This is a genomic window from Streptomyces sp. NBC_00775, from assembly GCF_036347135.1.
Taxonomy (GTDB): Bacteria; Actinomycetota; Actinomycetes; order Streptomycetales; family Streptomycetaceae; genus Streptomyces; species Streptomyces lutosisoli.
Genome location: NZ_CP108938.1, coordinates 10,685,585 through 10,708,528, shown reverse-complemented (window position 1 = coordinate 10,708,528; position 22,944 = coordinate 10,685,585). Strand labels below are relative to the sequence as shown.

Genomic DNA, 22,944 nt, shown 5'->3' with positions numbered 1-22,944 from the left:
AGGTCCTGCTGCAGATGAGGAGGAGGCCGTCATGCCCGTCATCACCGCTCCCCATGCCTTCAACGAAGGACAGCTCTATGTCGACCTTGAGCCCATCTACGGGCGCTCCCTGTTCCTGAAGTGCGAAGGCTTCAACTTTGCCGGTTCGATCAAGCTGAAGGCCGCGACCGAGATGGTGGAGGCCGCCGAGCGGAACGGAGTCCTCAAGCCGAACTCGATCCTGGTCGAGTCCTCGTCGGGCAACCTCGGCGTGGCGCTGAGCATGATCGCGGCGAGCAAGGGCTACCGGTTCCTGTGTGTGACGGACTCCCGGTGCAACCTGTCGACCAGACTCCTGATGGAGGCATTGGGCAGCCGGGTGCTCACCATCTCCGACCTGGACGCCAACGGCGGCTTCCTGGGCGCACGCCTCAACTGCGTCCGCGCGCTGTGCGATGCCGACGACCGCTACGTGTGGCTCAGTCAGTACACCAATCCGGGCAACTGGCAGGCGCACTACCGCAGGACGGCGCCGGAGATCGCCCAGGGCTTCCCGCGCCTGGACGTGCTGTTCGTCGGCGCCGGCACCACCGGGACTCTGATGGGCTGCGCACGCTACTTCCGTCAGTGGCCCCGGCCGGTACGGATCGTCGCGGTGGACAGCGCAGGCTCAGTGATCTTCGGTGGTGCGCCTGGCCGCCGCATGATTCCCGGTCTCGGCATGAGCATGCGGCCGCCACTGCTCGACGAGTCCTACGTGGACGAGGTGATAAGCGTCGAAGAGACGGACACCATCCGTGCCTGCCATCGCATGGCCAGACACGGATTCCTGTTCGGCGGCTCCACCGGCACGGTCGTCAGCGGCGCCATGCGCTGGCTGGCCGAGCATGATGACGGACGTGAACTCACCGCGGTGGCCATCTCCCCGGACCTCGGCGAGCGCTATCTCGACACCGTCTACCAATCCAACTGGCTGCAGGATCTGTACGGAGAGGAGGTGATTGGTTTCGACGAGGGGGCCGAAGGTTCCTGGGCAACCGGCCCTATGGCAACGCGCCAGGAGAGCCGCCCACCGCACCACCCGCAGACCGGCGACGGCGGTGGTGGCTGGCACCATCGGTACCAGGACCGCAAAGCGTAGGTTCTGTCCATCCAGGGGGAACACGGCTCGGCCCCGGCCGAACGCTGACTGATGGACGGCGGCCCGCACCGCGTAGGAGTCATCGCCTCCGTCACCCGTCCGTTCTGCGCCGCCTGCGACCGCACCCGCCTCACGGCCGACGGCCAGGTCCGCACCTGCCCCTACGCCCGCGAGGAGACGGACCTGCGAGCGGCCCTGCGCTCCGGCGTCCCCGACGAGGAGACAGCCCGCGTCTGGCGCCTGGCCATCGGGGCAAGAAGGCGGGCACGAGCCTGGACGACTGATCCCTCGTCCAGCCGGACAGGCCGATGTCGGCTATCGGCGGCTGGTCAGGGCGACGCCGCCGGGTCACCGAGCGAACGATGTCCTGGCTGTCTGGCTACCGGCGCCTGAGCCCTCGCCACGAACGCAATCCCCCGCAACTACCTGGCCTTTATCGGTCTCGCTCCTTGATGCATGAGCCCGCAGCGAGCGGGACCCAGAGCGCCGCGGGCTGAGTCGGCGCATGCGCCGACTGCGCCGCCGGAGTCGCAAGGACTGCTCGTACCCGGACCGGATCTGCCGCCCTCAACCGCCCCGATGACGGTCGATGCACTGCTGAACCGGTGGCCCACCGGAGCGCAGAAGGTGGAGCTCTTCTCCGGCGTGCTGCTCTTCACGGGCGCCTTCGACGAGCGCGACCTGGCCACCACACGGCGCACGTACCCCGGTCGGCGTCCCGCCCTGAACGCCGACCGGGGCCTGGGGGTTCACCCCGCTGGAAAGGGCGAACCGACACCCGTAGTGAGCGGCCTCTGACTGTGGCCGGGCGGCGAACCGGTCTGACCTGGACCAAGCGCCGATGGCGGTGCGCCAACGAGCAGCGCCGGCGCAAGACGTTCACCGAGGCGCTGCCGTCGATCCCACCGCGGTCGCGGTTGACGTCGCAGCTGCGTACCTCGGTCGGGGAAGCGGTCGCCGACCGCGGACGGACGATGGTGCAGGCCGCGCGCGACTTCGAGGTGTCGTGGCCGGTGGCGAACACCGCGTTCACGGCCGCGGCCGAGGCTGCGCTGCCGAAGGACACGCCGCCGGTGACACACCTGGGGATCGACGAGACCCGACGCGGGAAGGCGAAGTTCCGCCTGGTCGAGGCGCCCGACGGCGGTGAGATCTGGGAAGTCGTCGCCGACCGGTGGCATGTCGGGCTGGTTGACCTGCTCGGCGGTGCCGGCCTGCTGGGGCAGGTCGAGGGCCGCACCGCGGCGAGTGTGTCGGCGTGGATCGGCGCCCAGACTCGCCAGTGGCGGGCCGGGGTCCAGGTGGTCGCGATCGACATGTGCACCGTGTTCAAAGCCGCGGTGCGCGACTCGCTGCCGCACGTCAGCGCGTGGTGGCCGCAGATCCTCGCCGCGATCACGACCGGCGTCACCAGCGCCGCCTCCGAAGGGATCAACAGGGCGATCAAAACCGACGTCGTTCATGTTTACGCGAACGCGTTGTAAGTCAAGTATCGCCGAACCCTGATCGGGAGATGCATAAAGGATTCATATAAAGCTGCTATGCTTCAGGCATGAGTCGCCGAGACGCCGCGCACGGCGCTTCCGATGCCATCGGGTCAGCCCTCTACGGTCTGGCCACCAGGGCCGTGAGACGCCTTCCCCGCGACATGAGCCTGACGTCCGCCGCCACCTTGGCCACCCTGGACAAGACCGGCCCGCGACGGATCACCGATCTGGCGGTGTCCGAGGGCGTCACCCAGCCCGCGATGACCGTCCTGGTCCGGGTGATGGAGGAATCCGGGCTGGTCGAACGGAAGGGCGATCCGTCCGACAAGCGGGTCACCCTGGTGTGCCTGACCGAGGCCGGCGCGTCGTACGTCCGGACGCGACGCCAGGCGGGCGTCGACGCGTACGCGCGGTTGATCGACGAACTCACCGGTGACGAGGTCGAGGCCTTGGCAGCAGCCCTTCCAGCGCTGCTGCATCTGGCGGAGCTCGAAAGCCACGCCCGAGAGGAGTCGGACCGGTGACCGCGGCCCAGGCTCATGACCAGCCCATGAGCACTGTCCTGATACGTTCCGAGGCACGTCTGCTGGTCCCCGCCCTGATGTTCATCGCCCTGGTCGTGGCGGCGGTCGCCAGCCTCGGGACGCCGCTCATCACCAGCGTGGCGACCACGTTCCACGTCTCCCTCGACAGCGCGCAGTGGACGCTGACCATCGCCCTGCTCAGCGGCGCCGTCGCCACACCCGTCCTCGGCCGGCTCGGAGCCGGTCCGCACCGGCGGGCCACGATTCTCGCCACGCTGGCGATCGTCGTCGTCGGCAGCGCGCTCACCGTGCTGCCGCTGCCGTTCGCCTGGCTGCTCGTGGGCAGAGCGGCCCAAGGCGTCGGACTCGGTCTCACGGCGCTGATGATGGGCGTGGCCCGCGACCATCTTCCCGAGGAGCGCAGCGCGGCCACGATCGCCCTGATCTCAGTGGTCTCCATCATCGGAGCCGGCGTCGGCTACCCGCTGGCCGCGCTGCTCGCCGAGTTCGGCGGACTGCGGGCCGCCTACGGCCTCGGCCTGCTCGTCACCGCCATCGCCTTCGTGACCGCGTGGCGCTCCATGCCCGCAGCTCCCGAAGGCCGCTCCGCTCACGTGAACGTGGCCGGTGCGCTCGTCCTGGCGGGTGGACTGCTCCTCGTCCTGTTCCTGGCCGGCGAGAGGAGCCTGTGGAGCCGACACCTCGCCGTGGCGGTGACCCTTGCCGTCGCCGCCGTACTCCTGCTCTGCGTCTGGACCGTTTCCGAACTGCGAACCAAGACGCCCCTGGTCGACGTCCGGGCGGTACGGCACCCGGCGGTCGCCGGGGCGAACATCGCCATGTTCGTCGGCGGGAGCGGCATGTACCTCCTGCTCACGCTCATCACCCGCTACGCGCAGACGCCGCACAGCGCCGACTACGGCTTCGGACTGACCACCTTCGTGGCGGGGCTGGTCCTCATCCCGTTCTCCGTGCTGGGGTTCATCGCCGGCAAGGTCACGCCGCGGGTCCGCGAACGGATCGACGGCCCCCTGCTCCTGGCCGGCAGCGCCGCCATCGTCGGCGGCGGGTTCGTCCTGTTCGCCACCGCCCGGTCCAACCTGGCCGAACTGCTCGCGGCCATGGGCGTGCTGGGTTTCGGCGTCGGCAGCTTCTCGGCCGCCATGCCCGGCGTCATCCTGGCCGTCACCCCCAAGAGCGAGACGTCGAGCGCCATGAGCTTCAACTACGTCGTCCGCAGCGTCGGGTACTCCCTGGGCAGCGCCATCGGCGGTCTGGTCCTGGCCGCCGGCACCGCCACGGGCCGCCTCTTCCCGAACGACGACGCCTACACGACCGCGGCGCTGGTCGGCGTCGCCGCGATGGCGATCACGACGATGGCCAGCCTCGCCCTCGCCCTCGCCCTCGCCCGCCGACGCTCACCCGAGACCAATCCGATCACAGCCCCAGTCGGTGTGCCGGGCCTGGGCCGGTCGAGTCGAACCGGAAGCTGAGGATCGAAGCCGTCCGACTTCGACGCCGTCTCCGTCGGCTCGCTGACCCACAGCGCGCCGGCCATGGATCTGAGCATGCTTCTGAACATCAATTCCGAACACAGGAGATACCGTGTCCAAGGGCTATTGGGTCAGCGTCTACCGCACCATTGCGGACCCCGAGAAGCTGGCTGCCTACAACAAGCTGGCTCGTCCAGCCGTAGCGGCCGCGGGCGGGCGGCTGCTCGCCCGCGACGGCCGGGTCGTCGCATACGACGCCGGAATCGCCGAGCGCACCATCCTGATCGAGTTCGACAGCTTCGAACAGGCGGTCGCCGCACGTGCGAGTGCGGCCTACCAGGAGGCGCTGGCCGCACTTGCTGACGGCGTCGAGCGCGACTTCCGCATCATCGAAGGCCTCGACTGACGACCGAGGCTGCGTCGGCGACGAACACGAAGCCGACTGCGGGGATCACCCCGGCTCGTCAGCGCGCCGCACCGTCGCGAAAATCGTCAGGCCAGTGGCATCGGCGGTGATGTCCAGTCCGGCGACGGTTCCCGGCGGCGCGGCGGCACGGAGGCCGGCCTCGATGTCGGCGGGGGTGCGTTCGACGAGGTTCCAGCGGCCGATGTGGGCCATCAGGGCGGCGTAGGGGTTCGGGGTCGCGATGTTGGAGAAGCAGAACGTGCCTCCGGGGCGGCACAGGCGGGACAGAGTGGTGCGGATCGGGGCTCGGGCGAAGCGTTCTTCGAGGTAGTCGAAGAGGCCTCCGGCCAGGACCAGGTCGAAGGGGCCGTGGTCGGCGGCCAGGTGGGCGGCGGTGCGCAGGACGTTGCTGGGGGCCGCGGCGGTCTGGGCGCGGGCCGCGGGCGGCAGGTGTGTGAGGGCGTACTGGAGGGCGTCGGGGTCGACGTCGTTGAGGACCAGGCGGTCGGCGGGGTGCAGGAGAGCCGGGTCGACTCGGCGCAGGTCGGCGGCGCCTCCGGACGCTATCAGCAGGATGCGGCGGCCGGTGGCGCGCGCGGGGGCCGTGCTCGGGACGTCCGCCGGGTCGATCACAGCGGTACCTTCATCCGGCGGGCTCTCCCGCCTCACCCCTTGGTGGGACTCGGCACCGGAAGGACAGCACCGGAGTGCCAGCGGCTTCCGTCCTGGCTCCGCCGCCGGGCTGACGGCGGCGAGGCGCTGCGGCCCCAGCCGACGCGCAACCGGCTGAGCGCGCCCCGGTCCCCGGCCGCGGCCGTGCCGCCCATCCCGCCCGTCCCAGGCTGCCGCCCGTGACCTCCCGAAGTCCCTGATCCTGGACGGCGTTATGTGACCTGTGGGGGTGTCTCAGCCCCAAGGTGTCTCAGGCGGCGCAGCTCCCATAGACGAGACGTGACGGGCGTCGCGGCCGCAGTGCCGCGGCGGCCGCTCAGAGGTGGCCGTCCAGGAACTTCCGTATCTCGGCGATGGTCATAGGCCCCGTGCCGTGCGCCACCGCCTCTCCCTCCTTCAGCAGGACGTAGGACGGGGCTCCGGTGATCCCGTATCGCTCGGTTGCGGCCGGACAGCGCGTGATGTCGGTGCGGACGGCCGTCAGGCGGCCCGTGTACTCGTCGGCGATGTCACCCACGACGAGGTCCATCGCCCGGCAGGGCTCGATTGCCTTGGGCCATGTCCCGGTGAAGTATGCAAGGACCGGAACTCCGCTCATCCCGAGGATGAAATCGAACTCCGCGTCCTCACGGGGTTGGTGAACCCGCTTCGCCATGGAAGCTCCTGACCTCGCGTTCCGTCATTCCATCCCCATCATCCCCCGCGCGGTGCGGCAGGCCGACCCGGTCGGTCGTCCGGCTGACCTGTCGGAAGGGAGGCACGGGGCCGTCGCAGAACCACGGTGGTCCCCGGCGCGAGCGGCCCGGCCCCCGCCCCTGGCGACCCGGCCTGGCCGCCCCGCCGGTCACCCAGCTGCAGCCTGCCGCGCGCCCGTGGGTCAGCTCGTGCCGGGACAGCGCCCTGCACGACGACATGAAAGCTGTTTTCCAGGACATAGCGGCCCAGATCATCGACCAGATGCTCGATGAGCGCGTCGATGAGCGGGCCGGTGCGCATCGTCCACCGGATCCAGTCGAGCCGTATCCGCCACCCCGCTTCTCAGAGACAGCGCCCCCGACGGGCTTCCCGAGGCCTTGTCTGGTCTTCACATCAACCCCCGGTCTCAGCCAGGCTCATACCGCTCTTCCCCGGGCCGCACGAGCCAGCTGATGGCACCGAGACCGAGGCACGATTCCTGGACCGCTCGCGGACGCGGTCGTGGACGGTCGAAGTACGCGTCAGCTGACCCGAAGACCGACCGCCAGCGTCAGTTCAAGGACCCGGTGTGGCGATGCGAGATCCGGAAACAGCTCCCGCAGCTGCGACATCCGGTACCGGACTGTCTGGGGATGGATGAACAACGCCGCCGCCACCTCGTCCCGTCTGCCCTGGTGCAGCAGCCACTCCCGCAACGTCTCCTCCAGCCGCCGTGCGGTCGCGACAGGCAAGGTCCGCAACGGTGCGAGGGCTCGGGCACGCAGGTCTGCGAACGCGTCCATGTCGGCGCTCAGCACCAGTTCGGGCAGGTGGTCCTCGGTGTCGTGAATATCAGAGGAGAGGGAGCGGGCGCGTACGGCTCGTGCGTACGAGGCGGTCGCACGAGTCCATGGCCGGGCCGGGCCGACCACGGCGGTGCGGTCGGTCAGCTGCCGCAAGAGATGTGATCGGTCGGCATCGGGGACGAGCAGCACACCGGTGGCGTCCGGCAGATCGTCCAGGACGAGGGTGCTCGGGTCGAGCGCGCGGTAGGCAGGCCGGGCCTGGGCGGCGGGCAGCAGGACCGCGGTCAGTGAAACCGGAGGCTGCCACCCGGCCCGTTGAGCGGAGGCCAGCAGCACGTCCGGGCTCGCGCCGGCGAGGAGGTCGCGGGCCAGGTGTTCCAGGTGGCGCTCGTGGTCCCTGCCCCGGGCGGCCAGTTCGTCGGCGTGGCCCGCGGCGCTCGCGGCGGAGAGCTCGTCGATGTAGGCGAAGGTCAGCTCGGCGAACTTGGCGACCTCGGCGGCGGGCAGACCTGCGGGTACGGCACCCGCTGCCAGGCATCGCCAGGCCACGCGGGCGCCGACGCGGTAGGCGCTGAGCAGGGCGTCCATCGAACGGCCGTCGCGCACCTCGCCGCGGCCCAGCTCGTAGGCGGCGTCACCGGCGTCGCCGCCTGTGGCGTTCCCGCTCGCGCGGTCCAGGTAGTGCCCCAGGGCGGTGCGGACGGCTCGGCGGATGGTGGCGCCCATGTGGCCCGAAAGGGCGTTGGCGTAGGGAGGGACCTCGTCGATGATCGCCTGGACGACCTCGTCGGCGGTGGTCTTCAGCGCGGCCCGCAGTGCGGTGACCGTCGTCTCATCCAGGACCAGTTCGCTGGCCCTCCGGATTGCATGGCTCACGTTTCTATTCCCTGCGAACAATTCAGCCAGCCAGATTTACGTCCTGCGGTCAGGACTTTACGCCTTGAGGCGCAGCAAGCTGGAGTCATGACGAGTACAGCCCTCCGCAGCAGGGCGTGGAAACTGCTGGAGATGGTCACGACGCCGCTGCTGCCGTCGGACTACCTCGACCTGGTCAGCCCGCTGCGTGCGGGCGCTGACCTGCGTGGGCGCATCGAGGCCGTGCACCCCGAGACGGGTGACGCCGCGACCATCGTGATCAGGCCGGGACGGGGCTGGCGCGGCCACACAGCCGGTCAGTACGTGCGGATCGGGGTCGACGTCGACGGGGTGCGCCTGTGGCGTGCCTACTCCCTCACCTCGCCCACAAACCGCCAGGACGGCCGCGTCACGATCACCGTGAAGGCGATCCCGGACGGCAAGGTCAGCAACCACCTGGTCCGCAGGGCGAAACCGGGCACGCTGATCCAGCTCGACCAGCCGACCGGTGACTTCGTGCTGCCGCAGGCCAAGCCCGCCAAGGTGCTCTACCTGACGGCCGGCAGCGGCATCACGCCCGTGATGGGCATGCTGCGCGACACCGAGTTCGACGACGTCGTCATGGTCCACTGCGCGCCACAGCCGCAAGACGTGATCTTCCGCAACGAACTGCACGACCTGGTCGCGGACAAGAAGCTGCGGCTCACCGAGGTGCACACCGACACAGACGGCATGCTCGACATCGCCCGTCTCGACGAACTCGTGCCCGACTGGGCCGAGCGCGAGACCTGGGCTTGCGGGCCCGCTGGCCTGCTCGACGCCGCCGAAGAGCACTGGACCGAGCACGGCGCACCAGAGCGCCTGCACACCGAACGCTTCCGCCCCAGCATCGTCGTCGCCGGCGACGGCGGCGAGGTCACGTTCAGCGCCACCGGCAAGACCGTCGACGCGGACGGCGCCACGCCGTTGCTGGACATCGGCGAGGAGGCCGGCGTGCTCATGCCCTCCGGGTGCCGCATGGGCATCTGCTTCGGCTGCGTCACGCCGCTCAAGGCGGGCGCCGTCCGCGACCTGCGCACCGGCGAGATCACCGAGGCCGAGCCCGGCGTCCTCATCCAGACCTGCGTGTCCGCCGCGGCGGGCCCCTGCGACATCGAACGGTAGGAGCACCTTGACCGCCATCGACCCCACCGCCCACCTGACCGCGGAGCAGATCGAGGAGCTTGGCCGCGAGCTGGACGCGATCCGCGACGAGGTGATCGCCGGCCGCGGCGAGAAAGACGCCGCCTACATCCGTAAGGTCATCTCGGCGCAGCGCAAGCTCGAGCTGGTCAGCAGGGGCGTGCTGCTGTTCTCGATCTTCCCGCCCGCGTGGCTGATCGGCACCGCCGGTCTGTCCGTGGCGAAGATCATGGACAACATGGAGATCGGCCACAACATCCTGCACGGCCAGTGGGACTGGATGCGGGACCCGAAGATCCACTCCACCACCTGGGAGTGGGATCACGTCTCGCCGTCCGAGCAGTGGAAGCACTCGCACAACGAGCTGCACCACACGTACACCAACGTGATCGGCAAGGACAACGACCTCGGCTACGGCATCATGCGCGTCGACGAGGACCAGAGGTGGCACCCGTTCCACCTCGGCCAGCCGCTGTGGAACTTCATCAACGCCTGCTTCTTCGAGTACGGCATCGCAGCGTACGACCTGGAGCTCGGCAAGAACCTGCACAAGCGCCGCCGCAAGAACCCGGAGTTCCGCGCGCGGGCCAAGGCCGTGGGCCGCAAGATCCGCAAGCAGGTCCTCAAGGACTACGTGATCCACCCGCTGCTGTCGGGCCCGTCGTTTTTCACCACGCTCGCCGCCACGTTCACCGCGAACCTGGTCCGCAACATCTGGACCCACTCGGTGATCATGTGCGGGCACTTCCCCGAGGGCGTACAGGTCTTCGAGCGCCGCTCCATCAAGGGCGAGACGCGCGGCCAGTGGTACCTGCGCCAGATGATGGGCTCGGCGAACATCAGCGGCAGCAAGGCCATGCACTTCATGACCGGCAACCTCTCCCACCAGATCGAGCACCACCTCTTCCCGGACCTGCCGAGCAACCGGTACGCCGAGGTCGCGGTGAAGGTGCGCGCGCTGTTCGAGAAGTACGAGCTGGAGTACGTCACCGGCCCGCTGCCCAAGCAGGTTTTCTCCGCGTGGCACAAGGTCTTCCGGCTCTCACTGCCGAACAAGAAGCCCAAGGTCAAAACGCCGGACCGCGAGCAGGAGCTCGTCGCCGCCTGATTCCCGGTATCGGTTCAGATCATTCGGCCGTACCGGCGGCACCGCCGGGTTCGGTGAGATCCGTTGCGGACGGCGGGCGACCGCGACGGCAGACCGTACGACACGGGGATCCGGGCAGCCCGGTGTCCGACTGCGCTGCTACCTGGACGTGCGCCAGGAGCTCAGCACACAGCCCCCGGCGAGGTGCTGCCGGGGTGGGCGGGCGAGCCGAAGTTATGGATGGGGTTTCGTTCTGTCCGTTGTCCACTGCGGGCATGGCTCAGGGCCCTCCGGCGTGAAGGGCCCTGGACCAGTGGTGGCGTCGGTTGGGGAGCCGTTAACGAGCGGCGAATCAGGTGCCAAGTAACTCGTGAACCGCCTCCGAGGTCGCCGCCGCAAAATTTCAGCTGGACGGCTAAGCCCAGCCTGGTGGCGCCGCCTTTGTTCCGTAACCAGCCCGCCTCGTCGCAGGACAGGGTGAAGTAGTCCACCACCCCGTCCAGACCCAGATCCCGACCCACCGACAGCCCCTTTCGTCACCCCCGTTCCCAGCGTTCGGGCTGGACGGTATGGGCGCCGGTGTACAGCGGGGACGGATATCGGCGAAGGACTGCCTTACGGAAGGCGGACCTGGTGGATGGGCCGCCGCCGGAAAACTGTCATAGGCGTCAGCTGTGGCCGAAGGCCGCCGCGGTGGCCACGCACGAGAGCGATGTGCTCGACGAGGTCACCGAACGCAGGCTGCTGACCAGGAACTTGCGGACCGTCAACGCCCTGACGGACCCGACGGTCCTCGAGCCGGTGATCGCGGGTGTGACCCGCGGGCTCAAAGGGGCGGGCACAGTGTCGCCGGTCGGGCGCCTGTCCATGTGTGAGTGGGGCTGCCGCGTGGACAGGCGTGACCGTGGGCCTCAAGCCGCTTCGAGGAAGGGGTAGTCGGTGTAGCCCTCGGCGCCCGGCCCGTAGAACAGTTCCGGCCGCGGCTCGTTCTCCGGGTGGCCACCCTGCCAGCGCTCGACCAGGTCGGGGTTGGCGATGAGGGCCCGGCCCACGACCACGGCATCGGCGTGGTCGGCCTCGATCTGCTGGAGCGCCTGCTCGCGGGTGGTCTGCCCCCCGAAGGGGCCGCTGTTGACGATCAGCTTGCCGTCGAAGCGCCGCCGCAGCTCCTGTACAAGGTCGCCGCCCGGCTCGGCGTGCAGTACGGAGAGGTAGGCCAGGCCCAGCGGGCGCAGTTGGTCCATCAGGGTGCCGTAGGTGGCCAGGACGTCGTCCCGGTCGGTCTCGAAGACGTCCCCGAGGTCGACCTCCGGCGAGATCCGCAGCCCGACCCGCTCGGCACCGACGGCCTGGGCGACCGCCGTGACGACCTCGACGACGAAGCGGGCGCGGTTCTGCGGCGAGCCGCCGTATCCATCGGTGCGCTGGTTGGCCGCCGGGGAGAGGAACTCCTGGAGCAGGTAGCCGTTGGCGCCGTGGATTTCCACGCCGTCCGCTCCCGCCTCGACGGCCCGGCGGGCAGCGGTGACGAAGTCCTCCAGGGCTGCCCGGATCTCTGCGGTGGTCATCGCTTCCGGTACGGGGTAGGGCTGCTCGCCCTTCTCGGTGAACGTCTTGCCGTCGATGGCGATCGCGCTGGGGGCGAGGATGCGGCGGCCGCCGTTGATGTCGGGGTGGGTGCCGCGGCCGGCGTGCATGATCTGCAGGACGATGCGGCCGCCCTCGGCGTGCACCGCCTCGAACACCCGCTGCCAGCCGGCCGCCTGCTCGTCGGTGGCGATGCCCGGCTCACCGACATACCCCTGCGACGCGTTGTCGGGGTAGGTGCCCTCGGTGATGATCATTCCGACGCTCGCCCGCTGCCGGTAATACTCGACCATGAGGTCCCCGGGGATGCCGGAGGAACCGGCCCGGACCCGGGTCAGCGGTGCCATGACGATGCGGTTGGCGAGCTCGATCTTCCCGAAGGCGACGGGGGAGAAAAGAGACGGGGCGGACGAAACTTCTGAAATGTTGATATTCATGGGTTCCTTTCTGCAATACGGAGGAAAACGGGATGAAGGTCTGCGACGCAGGGGTCCACGCTGTCCCGGCGGAGGCGCGGATGCGGTCCTCGGGCAGGCGCGGGCCCGCTGACGGTGACGCGGTTCCAGGACTGCGATCGGGGTGTGGGTGGTGTTGGCGGCGAACGCGGTGAGAGCCGCATGCCGTCGGCGTCGACGCCGGTCAAGCGCAACTGCCCGCCGAAGTACGGGCGTTCGCTCCTTGCGCACGATCAGCAGTAAGCCAGGTGACGAAGTCATGGGTGCCGCCGCCGGAGTCGGTACGGATCGGTGTCTGCAGGCCGCGCCGCGACCGGCTCCCTCGTCGCGCCCCCGCGAAGAGGACCGATACACGGCTTCACCTGGAACGCGCTTCCGGCGGTGGCGGGAACAGCGATCTCAGCGATCCTCGTTCGCACCGGAGAGGCACTTCCGCCGGCCGATCGCCTATCGGACAGCCTGCTTCACGAAGGCGCGGGCCTAGTTGAGCGGCACGTCCGCGACGGCCTTGAGGTGGCTGAACGTCTCGAGGGAGTACCGGCCGTGGTACCGGCCCATGCCGCTTTCGCCGACGCCACCGAAAGGCAGGCCGGGCATGAGCAGTTGCATCACGGGCTGGCCCCAGGCGACGCCGCCGGAGGACGTCTCGTTCACGAGGCGTGACTTGGTGGCCTCGGACGTGGTGAAGGCGTAGAGCGCGAGGGGCTTTTCGCGTTCGTTGATGACGGCGATGGCGGCGTCGAGGTCTTCGACTTCGACGACGGGGAGGATCGGACCGAAGATCTCCTCCCGCATGACCGGCGATGCGGGGTCGACATCGGTGAGCACGGTCGGTGCGATGAACAGGTCGTCGCGGTCGTGCTGGCCTCCCACCGCCGCCCGGCCGGAGTCCAGCAGACGGGTGAGCCGGTCGAAGTGCCGCTCGTTGATGATCCGACCGAAGTCGGCTGAGGTCTGCGGGGTGGTACCGAACTGGGCGTCGACCGCCGCGCGGAGGGCGGGGACCAGTGCGGCGGCGGTGGCAGGATCGGCCAGAACGTAGTCGGGGGCTATGCACTGCTGCCCCGCGTTGCCGAACTTGGCACCGACCAGCCGCTTCGCGGTCTCGTCCACGTCGGCGTCGGGCGCCACGAAGACCGGTGACTTGCCCCCGAGTTCAAGCGTGACCGGGGTGAGGTTCTTGGCTGCCGCGGCCATGACGATCCGGCCGACCGTGCCATTGCCGGTGTAGAAGATGTGGTCGAAACGCTGCGCCAGCAGGGCCGTGGTCTCCTCGGCGCCGCCCTCGACGACGGTGAGCACGTCGGCGTCGAAGTACTCACGCAGGAGCCGTGAAGCCACCGCCGAAGTGTGCACCGACATCTCGCTCGGCTTGGCCACCACGGTGTTCCCGGTGGCCAGTGCGCCGATGATGGGGTCGATGAGAAGGTGCAGCGGGAAGTTCCACGGGGCGATCACCAGGACGACCCCAAGCGGGTCGTACGTGGTGTAGGCCGTTGTCGTGGGACCGAAGTGGGCAGGAACCTCCACCGGGCGAGGCTGAAGCCAGTTCTCGAGGTTCGCCAGTGCCTCGTCGATGTCGGCGACGGTGAAGTCGATCTCCTGCATCTTCGCCTCGGCGGCGTTCTTCCTCAGATCCGCCCAGAGCGCTTCGAGCAGCTCCTGCTCGTTCTCGATCAGCAGGGCCCGCAGCCGCTGCAGCTGGTTGACGCGCCAGTCCAGTCCGCGGGTGACGCCGGTGTTGAACGTCGCACGAAGGCGGCCGACCACCTCCGCGGCCGTTTCGGTCCGGTGCGTCCTCGGCTCGGTCGCCTGATTTGTGGTCATGGGGTGTGCTCCGTTCTTGATGCAGGCCGCGCCGTCAAAGGCGTTCGTGGCATGCCGTAGTACCGGTGATGGGCAACCCGGTGGATGACGGATGAAGGGTCAATCCGTTCCTTCACCGTAGCCCATGTACGCGCTAACGCGAACATAGGTCGGGCGTTATCCTTCCCTTATGGCTAGCCGCACCGCGTCACCCCTCGTCCACCCCGACACGGACGACCTCGACCTCTTCAAGATCATGAGCGCGCTGACCGACGAGACCCGGCTCACCATCGTCGTCACCCTCTCCGTCTCCCCCGGTCTGGCCTGCAGCGGCTTCACGCAGGACGTCACCGCGTCCGTACTCACCCGCCACTTCCGCGTCCTGCGCGAGGCCGGTCTCATCCGGCAGCACGATGTCGGCACCCGCCGTTTCAACACTCTGCGCAAGGAAGATCTGGACCAGCGGTTCCCCGGACTGCTCGACCTCGTCCTCAAGGAGAGCGTCGGCCGCGTGGAGCCTTACGTGAACGCCGAGTGCGCCTGACCCTCCGGGGCGCCCCTCCGTGGCCGCGACGAACCGGACCCACCGCAGCCAGGTGTCCAGCTTGCGGTCGACTTCGATCACGTCGAACAACACCCCGTGCGCCGAGCGGCAGTAACCGGTGCCCCAGCAAGGCGATACGCCACCGGCCCCGACGTACCCGCTTACACGGAGGCGACGTACTACGCCGAACCCGGTTCCCCGTCGGCGGAGGCACTACAACTGCTGGTCAGCTGGGGCACCGACGCGACAAGGGCGGGAGCCGGGATGCCGCCGGCACGCACGGCTTGATGAACAGTTGATCATCGGTAGTTGGCTGCGCGCCACGCCCAGCGTCCTTTCGCACGCCAGACGCCTCCGGGGGGCGGTGTCGGATTCAGGACGGCGCGGGTGGCGCGGGCGTGCTGCGGGTAGGCAGTGGAAGAACGGTGCCGCCGCCGCGCAGGGCGTCGTTTTCGAGGGCCAGCTGGCGGATGGCCTCCTCGCACAGGGCGAGGGTGCGGCGCAGGTCGGTGTTCTCCTTCCTTGACTTGCTCCTCGGGCTTCAGCCCGAGGAGCAAGACAAGAAGCCACGGCACCCGTCGCTCTCGCAGCTTGGCGGGCGCCATGAGGAATCAGTCAGCAGCCGGACATCATTCCAGGGGTCCCGAACCATCCGTGAGGTGACGTCGAAGACCATGGTGGCTCGGTGGGCGGTGTCGAAGGCGGGCCAAGGAACGCCGGGATGGCCGTGGTGTGCGAAGGACGCCCAGGCGGAGCTCAGGGCGTCCGCGAGGCGCTGTGGCGCATCCTTGCCCGTGAATCGGTCGACTCCCCCAGCGTGCAGGTTGTCGAACACGAAGGGCAGATCGAGCGAGTGACAGGCGCCGAGCTGTCCGCCCCGGGCAGACGAGCGCCAGCTGAACAGGTACGTCCAGACCTGGCTGGTGCGTGCCGCGTGGGCCTCGAGGAGCCTGGCGGTGGGCGCGCGGAACATGCGTTCACCCATGAGGGCGGCGAGGAGCCCCATGGGGCTGGTGTCCGGCTGGACTCCCCTGAACGCCTCCAGGGCTTCCTCGGGCTTGTCGAATTCCGTGTCGAAGAGAGCGGTGACGGCGGCGTCGTCGACGTTCGGCGACTCAGGCCCGACCAGGAACAGGCGTCCCTCTTCCAACGTGGTGCCCGCGATCAGAGGAACCGGGGATGCGGCTCCTGATGTGAACGCCTCCAGCGGCGCCCGGGGAAGGGTAGGTCCGTCCACCACCGGAGCGAACGGCAGGCCGAGAGCGTCGCCGCGCTGGCGCATTACCTCCACCACACTCTGCTGGGCATACAGAAGTGTCGCGACGGGGAGGTCGAGGAGCCTGTGTGCCTCGTGTTCCGGAAGGGCGAGGGCGGCGAGCACATCCCGGGCCACGGCGGTGGCGCGCTCCCGGGTGTGGGTGCACTCGGCGCTGCCGCTCTGGGCGATGGCCTTGTGGAAGAGGCCCTGGGCGGCCGGCATGGCCATCAACGAGAGGACACTCATCGCCCCGGCGGACTGTCCGAACAGGGTGACGTTGCCCGGGTCACCGCCGAACGCCGCAATGTTGTCCCGGACCCATCGCAGCGCGGCGATCTGGTCCAGCAGGCCCACGTTGCCGGACGACGCGTACTCGTCGCCGAGCAGTTCACCCAGGTACAGGAACCCCAGTGCTCCCAGCCGGTAGTTGACGGTGACGACCACCACGTCGTGCAGTGATGCGAGTCGGCTCCCGTCGAACACCGGGTCGCGTCCCGAGCCCGTCAGGAACGCGCCTCCGTGCAGCCACACCATGACGGGCCGGTTTTCGGCGCCCTGCTGCGGCGTCCAGACGTTGAGGGTGAGACACGACGCCTCACTCGTGGGAAACGGCGCGTGCCCGAACATCTGCTCCAGCACCAGGTCACGCGGTTGCGGAGCGGCTGGGCCATACTCATGGACGGGTTTCGCCTCCGTCCACGGTGCGGGTGGCTGCGGCGGCTTGAAGCGCAGCGGCCCTACGGGTGGGGCGGCGAACGGTATGCCCTTGAACACGTGTACGCGTTCGCCGAGGGTGCCCTCGACCGGGCCGAGTGTCGTGTCAACGACCTCAATGGCCATGCGGAAATCCCTACTTCAACGGCCGGTCCACGCCGCTCACCTGCGATGCGGCGCGAGACACGGGACAGCCGACCGGCGCGCGGGCCCGGCGTCGTCCGCCGGCCCCGCGCCCGTCTTCGTGTGTCGGTTCGCTGCTACTTCGGGGCGACGGCCCAGGCGAGGTCGGGCAGATAGCTGGGGGCGGAGGTGAAGCCGGACAGCTTCCCGCCGTTGTAGGCGTACAGCCCGTCCATGCGCAGCACCGAGACGAACCACGCCTGATCGACGACGTAGCGCATCGCGTCCTGGTACAGGGCCCGTTGGTGTTGCGGGGAGGCGGCGTTCGCCTTGGAGAGCATCTTGGTCAGCTTGGGATCCGACGTGGCGTAGGGATTGAACGCGGTCGGGTGCGGAAGCATCCAGTCCAGGGCGAGCGTGTAGGTGGGTGCGCCGCCGTAGCCGAAGCCGAGGACCGGGTACTTCTTCGATGTGGCGGAGGCGAGCCACTGCCCGACGCTGGTGTCGGTGGTGACGTCGGTCTTGACACCGATCTTCTGCCACTGCTGGACCACGGCCTGGGAGACGAGATCGATGCCGAAGAAGCCCTGGGTCTCCATCTTCAGCGAGAAGCCGTGCGGGTATCCCGCCTCGGCCAGGAGCTTCTTGGCCTTCGCCGGGTCGTACGGGTAGTTGTTGTCGTAGTCGGCGGCGAAGCCGTCCAGGCCGGGCAGGGAGATCTGATCCGTCGGGTGGCCGTACTTCTGCACGACGGCCTTGGTGATCGCGGCCCGGTCGACGGCGTAGTTGAGGGCCTTGCGGACACGTATGTCCTTGAGGGGTGTGGCGAGGGCGCCGTCGCGGTCGGCGAGGTTCACGCCCAGGAACACATTGGGGCTGCCGGTGACCTTGAGCCCGCCGGCCTTGGCGGTGTCGACCTGGTTGGCGTTGATCGCCATGGCGTCGGCCTGTCCCGTCTTGACGGCCTGGAGTGCCGAGTTGGGGTTGGCGACGACCTTGATGACCACCTTCTTCCAGTGGATCTTCTTCTTGTCCCAGTAGTGGGGGTTGGGCGTGTAGGTGTAGTGGTCGCCCGTGGCGGTGTGGGCCGTGTCGAGGATGTAGGGGCCCGCTCCGAAGGACTTGGTGCCCATCGCGCCCGGTGAGGCCAGTCCCTTGGGGCTGATGGCGGAGCCGATCATGAGTACCTGGGTAAGGAGTTGGGGCAGGATCGGGTTCGGGCTGGAGCATCGGATGCGCACGGTCCGGGGTCCGGTGACGGAGACCGAGCTGATGGCCGAGGTCCATGAGACGTTGAGGCCATTCTTGCGGGTGTAGTTGAGGGAAGCCGCGATGGCCTTGGCGTCCAGCGGGGTGCCGTCGGCGAAGGTGAGGCCGTCGCGCAGGGTGACGTCGAAGACCTTGTTGCCGCTACCGACGTATCCCCACTTCGTCGCCAGGCCCGCCTGGGTCTTGCCGCCGGGGCCCTGCCGGAGCAGCGTGTCGTAGGCGAGGTTGATGAACCAGTTGTCCGAGCCGACATTCGCCTTGGCGGGGTGGAGGCTCGCGGGCGCGCCGGCCGAGACGACGGTGAGCGTGCCTCCGTGAGCGCCGCTTGGGGGGCTGGAGGAACTCGAACCGCTGCACGCGGTGGCCGCCGCCGCGAGCGCGGCGAACGCCGCCAGTCCCGCGGTTATTCGCTGTCTGCGCATGGTGCTTCCTTACGTACCGGGCCGCTGGGGGCGGACTCGAGTTCCTGGGTGTTGGTTCGTCGGGGCATCGGCAGCCCGTGGAGTTCCGCCGAGCGATGGCAGGCGACGGCGCGGCCGTCTCCGGTGCCGTTGCCCCGCCCCTCGGAGAAGGGCTGCAGGTCCGGGCGTTCGCGGTGACACAGGTCGACGGCATGCGCGCAGCGGTGGGCGAAGGCGCATCCTGTGTCGGCCGGAACGCCCGAGACCCGTTTGGCCTCTCGTGCTGACCGGCGAACCCGCTGGATGCGGGGGTCGGGCTCGGGCACTGCCTCGAGCAGCATTTGGGTGTAGGGGTGCGCGGGATCGTCGTACACTGCGCCGGCGGGCCCGGATTCCATGACCTGACCGCGGTAGAGCACGACGATGCGATGCGACAGATGGCGCACCACCGGCAGGTCATGGGCGATGAACAGATAGCTGAGAGAGAGTTCCTGCTGCAGTTCGGCCAGCAGGTTCATCACTTGCGCCTGGATCGACAGGTCGAGGGCGCTGACCGGCTCGTCGCAGAGCACCAGGCGTGGATGGAGCATGAGCGCGCGGGCGATGGCGATCCGCTGGCGCTGACCGCCCGAGAACTGCCCGGGAAAGCGCTGTGCGGTGTCGGGCGGCAGGCCCACCCGCTCGAGCATCGTCGCGATGCGCTGGGCGACGCCTTTACGGTCGGTCCCGCCGTGCGCCATCAGCGGCTCGGCCAGGGTCTGTCCGATGGTGCGGGCCGGGTTGAGTGAGGAATAGGGGTCTTGGAAGACCACCTGGAGTCTGGCGCTCAGAGCACGCCTGTCCCGGGTCGAGGCGCGGGTGATGTCGCGGCCTTCGAACTGGATGCGGCCCGAGTGGACCTGGTTGAGTCCGAGCACGGCGCGGCCGAGTGTGGACTTGCCTGATCCCGACTCCCCCACGAGGCCGACGGTCTCGCCTTCGGCGATGGTCAGCGAGACACCGTCCACGGCCCGGAACGGCTGAGTTCGACGGCCTTGGCGGAACTGCACCACGAGTTGGCTGATGTCCAGGAGGGGCGGCTGGGTCATGGGTGGCTGCCTTCCGCAAGGAGCTGCTGGTCGTGGACGCAGCGGGTGAGCCGGTCGGGGGCCGGTGCGGTGAGCTGGACCGGACGCTCGGTGCACGTGTCGTCGGCGAGAGAGCAGCGGGCCGCGAAGCGGCAGCCGGTCGGCCAGTTGCCGGGGGCGGGGACGGTTCCCGGGATGGTGGGCAGTGGTTCCCCGTGGCGTGCGAGGTGAGGGTTGGCTCCCAGCAGTCCCGCTGTGTAGGGGTGGAGCGGTCGGCTGAACATCTGCTCCACCTCGGCCTGTTCGACGACCTGCCCGGCGTACATGACCACCGAGCGGTGGCAGAGGTCGGCGACGACTCCCCAGTCGTGGGTGACGATCAGGATCGCCATGCCGGTCTGCTGCTGGAGCGTGCGCAGCAGGGTCAGGATCTCGGCCTGCACGGTGACGTCGAGTGCGGTCGTGGGCTCGTCGGCGATCAGGAGCTCGGGGTCGCCCGCGAGGGCCAGGGCGATGGCGACGCGTTGGGCCATGCCCCCGGACAGTTGGTGAGGGTAGCGTTTGGCCACCCCGGCGGGATCAGGGATGTTCACCATACGCAGGAGTTCGACGACTCGTGCCCGAGCTGCGTGCCGGTCGCAGTCCTGGTGCCTGCGCACCGCCTCGGCGAGCTGGTCGCCGACCGAGAAGGTCGGGTCGAGGGCGACCATCGGTTCTTGCGAGACGTAGGCGATGCCGGTGCCGCGGACGTGCTCGAGGGCACGGGGAGCACCCACGAGGTCGGCCCCGTTGAAGATCACCTGACCATCAGTGATATCACCGCCTCCCGGTACGAGTCCGAGGATGCCCAGCGAGGTGACCGACTTGCCGCACCCCGACTCGCCGACCAGACCGACGGTCTCGCCGGCGCACACGTGGAAGCTGACGCACTGCACCACGGGTGTCCCGCCGATGGCAATCGACAGGTCGCGCACCGTCAGCAGGGCGTCGGTGTCGTCAGGGGCGGCAGGCCGCCCGGTCTCCCCGACACGTTCCGGGGTAGAAGCAGCGGTCGCAGCTCGTGTCTTGGGCCGCCGCTCCGGCTCGCGCAGTTTCGAGACGGACCAGTTCTCCGTCGCCGCATCCCTGATGGCGTCGCCGAGGATGCCCAGTGCCATCACCGTGAGGACGAGCGGGACACCGGTGGGCACGAGCATCCACGGCGCGCGATCGATGTTCTGGGAGGCATCGGCCACCAGACCTCCCCAGGAGGGGTTGGGGGGTTGTGCGCCCAGGCCCAGGAACCCGAGGCCGGCCTGGATGACGACGACGACCGCCGCGAACAGCGAGGACTGGACGATGACCGTGCTGGCCAGCCGGGGCAGGATGTGGCGGCGCATGATCTGCCCGCGGCGCAGACCCGCCACTTGGGCCGCGGCGACATAGAGTTCCTCGCGGATGCCGAGGGTCTGGGACCTCAGGACCCGGGTGATGCCGGGGCTGCCCAGCACCCCGAACGTGATCATCGCGGCGTGGAGGTTCCCCGGGAACACCGAGAGCACCACGAGGACGATGATGATTCCGGGAAGGGCGAACAGCAGCTCTGCGCTCCGCGTGACGAGCCAGTCGATCCATCCCCCAAGGAAGCCCGCCGCCAGGCCGGAGGTGACGCCGATCAGAAGGAAGACGGCCAGGGCCTCCGCTACGGCCAGGAGCGTGGAGCGGCCGCCGTAGAGCAGTCGGCTGAGCAGGTCCCGGCCGAGGTTGTCCGTGCCGAGAAGGTGATGGCCGGAGGGGCCGGCGAGCACGTGACTCAGGTCCTGGTCCAGCGGGCTGTGGGCCGACACGGCCGAGGCCGCGAGGGTGGCCATGGTGAGGAGGACGAGCCAGCCGAGCGAGATGGCTCCCGCGGGTCGGCGCAGGACCCGCGAGATCAGTCCGGGGCTTCGCGCGGCCTTGCCGGCTGCCACGGTCGGGGAGAGTTTCATGAGGTACGCACCCTCGGGTCGAGTCGGCCGTAGGCCAGGTCCACGAGCAGATTGACGATCACCACGAAGCCGGTGATGTAGAGAACGGCTCCCTGGATGACGGGGATGTCGTGCTGGACGGTCGCCTGCTGGGTGAGGCTGCCGAGTCCCGGCATGGCGAACACGGTCTCGACGAACACGGACGCGGCGAGCAGGCTGACCAGCACGACGCCGAGAACCGTGACGACGGGCAGGGCAGCGTTGCGCAGCACGTGCCGGTAGAGAATCGAACGCCGGGAGAAGCCGTTCGCCTCCATCACCCGGATGAAGTCCCGGCCGAAGGTGTCCAGCACCGCGTCGCGTGTCTGTTTGGCGATGATCGCCACCGCGCTCAGCGACAACGACAGGACGGGCAGCACGAGAGAGCGCGCCCACTCGCCCGGGTCGTCGGCCAGGGGAACGTAGCCGGTGACGGGGAACCATCGCAGCTTCACGGCACCGACGGCGATCAGTACGAGCGCGAACCAGAAGGCCGGCACCGCCAGGCCGATGAGCGACAAGCCGTCGACGACCTTCACCAGGAATCCGCCGCGCCGCGCGCTCATCAGGCCCAACGCCACTCCGAGGAGACCGGAGACCAGGGTTCCGGCCGTGATCAGGGACAGGGACACCGGCACCCGGCTGCCGAGCACGTCGGTCACCGCCTCGCCGCTGAAGAGTGAAGATCCCAGGTCTCCGTGAAAGACACGCGCCAGCCAGTGCCCGTACTGGACCGGCAACGCGTCGTCCAGGCCCAGCTGTTGGCGCACCGCCTCGTACTGCTCGACGGTCGCGTGTTGCCCGACGATCGTTCGAGCCGGATCCCCCGGAACCAGGGACACCAACACGAAAGTCAGCGCAGAGACCAGAAACAAGAGGGGGATCGACGACAGCAGCCGCCTTGCCACCAACCGCAGGATTGCCATGCTCACCTCACCGTGAGTTGTGCAACTGATCGGTCGTACACGTCACTTCGGCGCCCGACCGGAGCGTGCGAAGTCGTCTGGATGTCTCGAACCCGGCAGAAGACAGGCCTGGTGGGCGGGGGTCAGCGCCGTGCGACCTCGGCCGGCGCAGGGATGCCCTGAGGGGCCGGCGAAACGCCGCGGGATTCACGTCGGGAGGCTGAAGCCGTGAGAACGAGACGGATGGAGCCGGACCCGAACGGGACGGAGCAGGTGCGGGGTGCGCACAACTCCCCGGCACGAGCTGCTGGTTCGACCGCTGAGAAGTGCGGCGTCTGAGACCGGGACCTTATATCGAAATTCTGGCGGTCACCAGAGAAGCAACATAAACGTTGAGTAACGTGCCCGCCACCCCCCTCACCCCTTGCCCGAACACGCTCCGGCATGGACACTGATTACACGTGTTAACGGCAAGTCGTCCAGGGGGCGGAATGAAGTTGTACGGACACGAGCAGGGCAACCA

The 22,944-nt window shown here is 68.9% G+C and carries 20 protein-coding genes and 4 pseudogenes; 13 read left to right on the top strand and 11 right to left on the bottom strand.

Annotated features, from left to right (window positions below; genetic code table 11):
• The first annotated feature begins 31 nt into the window (after positions 1–31).
• The 8 genes and pseudogenes from sbnA to OIC96_RS47835 all read left to right on the top strand — a co-directional run bounded on the left by sbnA (position 32) and on the right by OIC96_RS47835 (position 5,030).
• Positions 32–1,120, top strand: a complete 1,089-nt coding sequence (sbnA, locus tag OIC96_RS47870; protein ID WP_330301798.1) for a 2,3-diaminopropionate biosynthesis protein SbnA — start codon at positions 32–34, stop codon at positions 1,118–1,120.
• Positions 1,121–1,138: 18 nt separating this feature from the next.
• Positions 1,139–1,404, top strand: a pseudogene (locus OIC96_RS47865) (GTP 3',8-cyclase MoaA); the annotation flags it as partial.
• 48 nt (positions 1,405–1,452) lie between these two features.
• A pseudogene (locus OIC96_RS47860) lies at positions 1,453–1,573 on the top strand (IS5/IS1182 family transposase); the annotation flags it as partial.
• Positions 1,574–1,699: 126 nt separating this feature from the next.
• The gene (locus tag OIC96_RS47855) at positions 1,700–1,918 is read left to right on the top strand and encodes a hypothetical protein (protein ID WP_330301799.1); all 219 of its coding nucleotides are present in this window, start codon (positions 1,700–1,702) and stop codon (positions 1,916–1,918) included.
• A 176-nt stretch (positions 1,919–2,094) separates the two neighbouring features.
• A complete protein-coding gene (locus OIC96_RS47850) occupies positions 2,095–2,604 on the top strand; it encodes a transposase (RefSeq protein ID WP_330301800.1) in 510 nt (169 codons plus the stop codon).
• Positions 2,605–2,672: 68 nt separating this feature from the next.
• Positions 2,673–3,131, top strand: a complete 459-nt coding sequence (locus OIC96_RS47845; protein WP_330301801.1) for a MarR family winged helix-turn-helix transcriptional regulator — start codon at positions 2,673–2,675, stop codon at positions 3,129–3,131.
• Between the two features lie 26 nt (positions 3,132–3,157).
• Positions 3,158–4,624, top strand: a complete 1,467-nt coding sequence (locus OIC96_RS47840; RefSeq protein WP_330301802.1) for an MFS transporter — start codon at positions 3,158–3,160, stop codon at positions 4,622–4,624.
• 112 nt (positions 4,625–4,736) lie between these two features.
• Positions 4,737–5,030, top strand: a complete 294-nt coding sequence (locus OIC96_RS47835) for a DUF1330 domain-containing protein (RefSeq protein WP_330301803.1) — start codon at positions 4,737–4,739, stop codon at positions 5,028–5,030.
• 45 nt (positions 5,031–5,075) lie between these two features.
• On the opposite strand, the gene OIC96_RS47830 is transcribed toward OIC96_RS47835, so the two are convergent.
• The 3 genes from OIC96_RS47830 to OIC96_RS47820 form a co-directional block, all read right to left on the bottom strand.
• Positions 5,076–5,663 (bottom strand): hypothetical protein, encoded by a 588-nt coding sequence (locus OIC96_RS47830; protein WP_330301804.1) that lies wholly within the window; start codon positions 5,661–5,663, stop codon positions 5,076–5,078.
• Between the two features lie 355 nt (positions 5,664–6,018).
• Complete coding sequence (locus OIC96_RS47825) at positions 6,019–6,357, bottom strand: thioredoxin family protein (protein ID WP_330301805.1); 339 nt, start codon at positions 6,355–6,357, stop codon at positions 6,019–6,021.
• A gap of 562 nt (positions 6,358–6,919) precedes the next feature.
• A complete protein-coding gene (locus tag OIC96_RS47820; RefSeq protein WP_330301806.1) occupies positions 6,920–8,059 on the bottom strand; it encodes a PucR family transcriptional regulator in 1,140 nt (379 codons plus the stop codon).
• Between the two features lie 87 nt (positions 8,060–8,146).
• Here OIC96_RS47820 and OIC96_RS47815 point away from each other — a divergent pair, with 87 nt between their 5' ends.
• From OIC96_RS47815 to OIC96_RS50050, 3 genes are read left to right on the top strand one after another with little or no spacing between them, the layout of a single operon-like run.
• A complete protein-coding gene (locus OIC96_RS47815) occupies positions 8,147–9,202 on the top strand; it encodes a ferredoxin reductase (protein WP_330301807.1) in 1,056 nt (351 codons plus the stop codon).
• Between the two features lie 7 nt (positions 9,203–9,209).
• Positions 9,210–10,328 (top strand): fatty acid desaturase family protein, encoded by a 1,119-nt coding sequence (locus OIC96_RS47810; protein ID WP_330301808.1) that lies wholly within the window; start codon positions 9,210–9,212, stop codon positions 10,326–10,328.
• A 58-nt stretch (positions 10,329–10,386) separates the two neighbouring features.
• Positions 10,387–10,674 carry a DUF6207 family protein gene (locus tag OIC96_RS50050; RefSeq protein WP_443058600.1) on the top strand — a complete coding sequence of 96 codons (288 nt, stop codon included), beginning with the start codon at positions 10,387–10,389 and terminating at the stop codon, positions 10,672–10,674.
• A gap of 544 nt (positions 10,675–11,218) precedes the next feature.
• On the opposite strand, the gene OIC96_RS47800 is transcribed toward OIC96_RS50050, so the two are convergent.
• The 3 genes and pseudogenes from OIC96_RS47800 to OIC96_RS47790 form a co-directional block, all read right to left on the bottom strand.
• Positions 11,219–12,331 (bottom strand): alkene reductase, encoded by a 1,113-nt coding sequence (locus OIC96_RS47800; protein WP_330301809.1) that lies wholly within the window; start codon positions 12,329–12,331, stop codon positions 11,219–11,221.
• Between the two features lie 57 nt (positions 12,332–12,388).
• Positions 12,389–12,680: pseudogene (locus OIC96_RS47795) on the bottom strand (hypothetical protein); the annotation flags it as partial.
• A 149-nt stretch (positions 12,681–12,829) separates the two neighbouring features.
• On the bottom strand, positions 12,830–14,176 hold the full coding sequence (locus tag OIC96_RS47790; protein ID WP_330301810.1) for an aldehyde dehydrogenase family protein: 1,347 nt from the start codon (positions 14,174–14,176) through the stop codon (positions 12,830–12,832).
• A gap of 169 nt (positions 14,177–14,345) precedes the next feature.
• On the opposite strand from OIC96_RS47790, the gene OIC96_RS47785 reads away from it, so the two are divergent.
• Positions 14,346–14,699, top strand: a complete 354-nt coding sequence (locus OIC96_RS47785) for an ArsR/SmtB family transcription factor (protein ID WP_330301811.1) — start codon at positions 14,346–14,348, stop codon at positions 14,697–14,699.
• Between the two features lie 174 nt (positions 14,700–14,873).
• Positions 14,874–14,987 (top strand): annotated as a pseudogene (locus tag OIC96_RS47780) (transcriptional regulator); the annotation flags it as partial.
• Between the two features lie 253 nt (positions 14,988–15,240).
• Here the strand turns inward: OIC96_RS47780 and OIC96_RS47775 are convergent.
• The 5 genes from OIC96_RS47775 to OIC96_RS47755 all read right to left on the bottom strand — a co-directional run bounded on the left by OIC96_RS47775 (position 15,241) and on the right by OIC96_RS47755 (position 22,442).
• Entirely contained in the window at positions 15,241–16,797 is a 1,557-nt protein-coding gene (locus OIC96_RS47775; protein ID WP_330301812.1) for a carboxylesterase/lipase family protein, read from the bottom strand.
• Between the two features lie 134 nt (positions 16,798–16,931).
• Entirely contained in the window at positions 16,932–18,485 is a 1,554-nt protein-coding gene (locus OIC96_RS47770; protein WP_330301813.1) for an ABC transporter substrate-binding protein, read from the bottom strand.
• A complete protein-coding gene (locus tag OIC96_RS47765) occupies positions 18,467–19,552 on the bottom strand; it encodes an ABC transporter ATP-binding protein (RefSeq protein WP_330301814.1) in 1,086 nt (361 codons plus the stop codon). The genes OIC96_RS47770 and OIC96_RS47765 overlap by 19 nt, the downstream gene beginning before the upstream one ends.
• Complete coding sequence (locus OIC96_RS47760; RefSeq protein ID WP_330301815.1) at positions 19,549–21,498, bottom strand: dipeptide/oligopeptide/nickel ABC transporter permease/ATP-binding protein; 1,950 nt, start codon at positions 21,496–21,498, stop codon at positions 19,549–19,551. The genes OIC96_RS47765 and OIC96_RS47760 overlap by 4 nt, the downstream gene beginning before the upstream one ends.
• Complete coding sequence (locus tag OIC96_RS47755) at positions 21,495–22,442, bottom strand: ABC transporter permease (RefSeq protein ID WP_330301816.1); 948 nt, start codon at positions 22,440–22,442, stop codon at positions 21,495–21,497. The genes OIC96_RS47760 and OIC96_RS47755 overlap by 4 nt, the downstream gene beginning before the upstream one ends.
• Between the last annotated feature and the right edge of the window lie 502 nt (positions 22,443–22,944).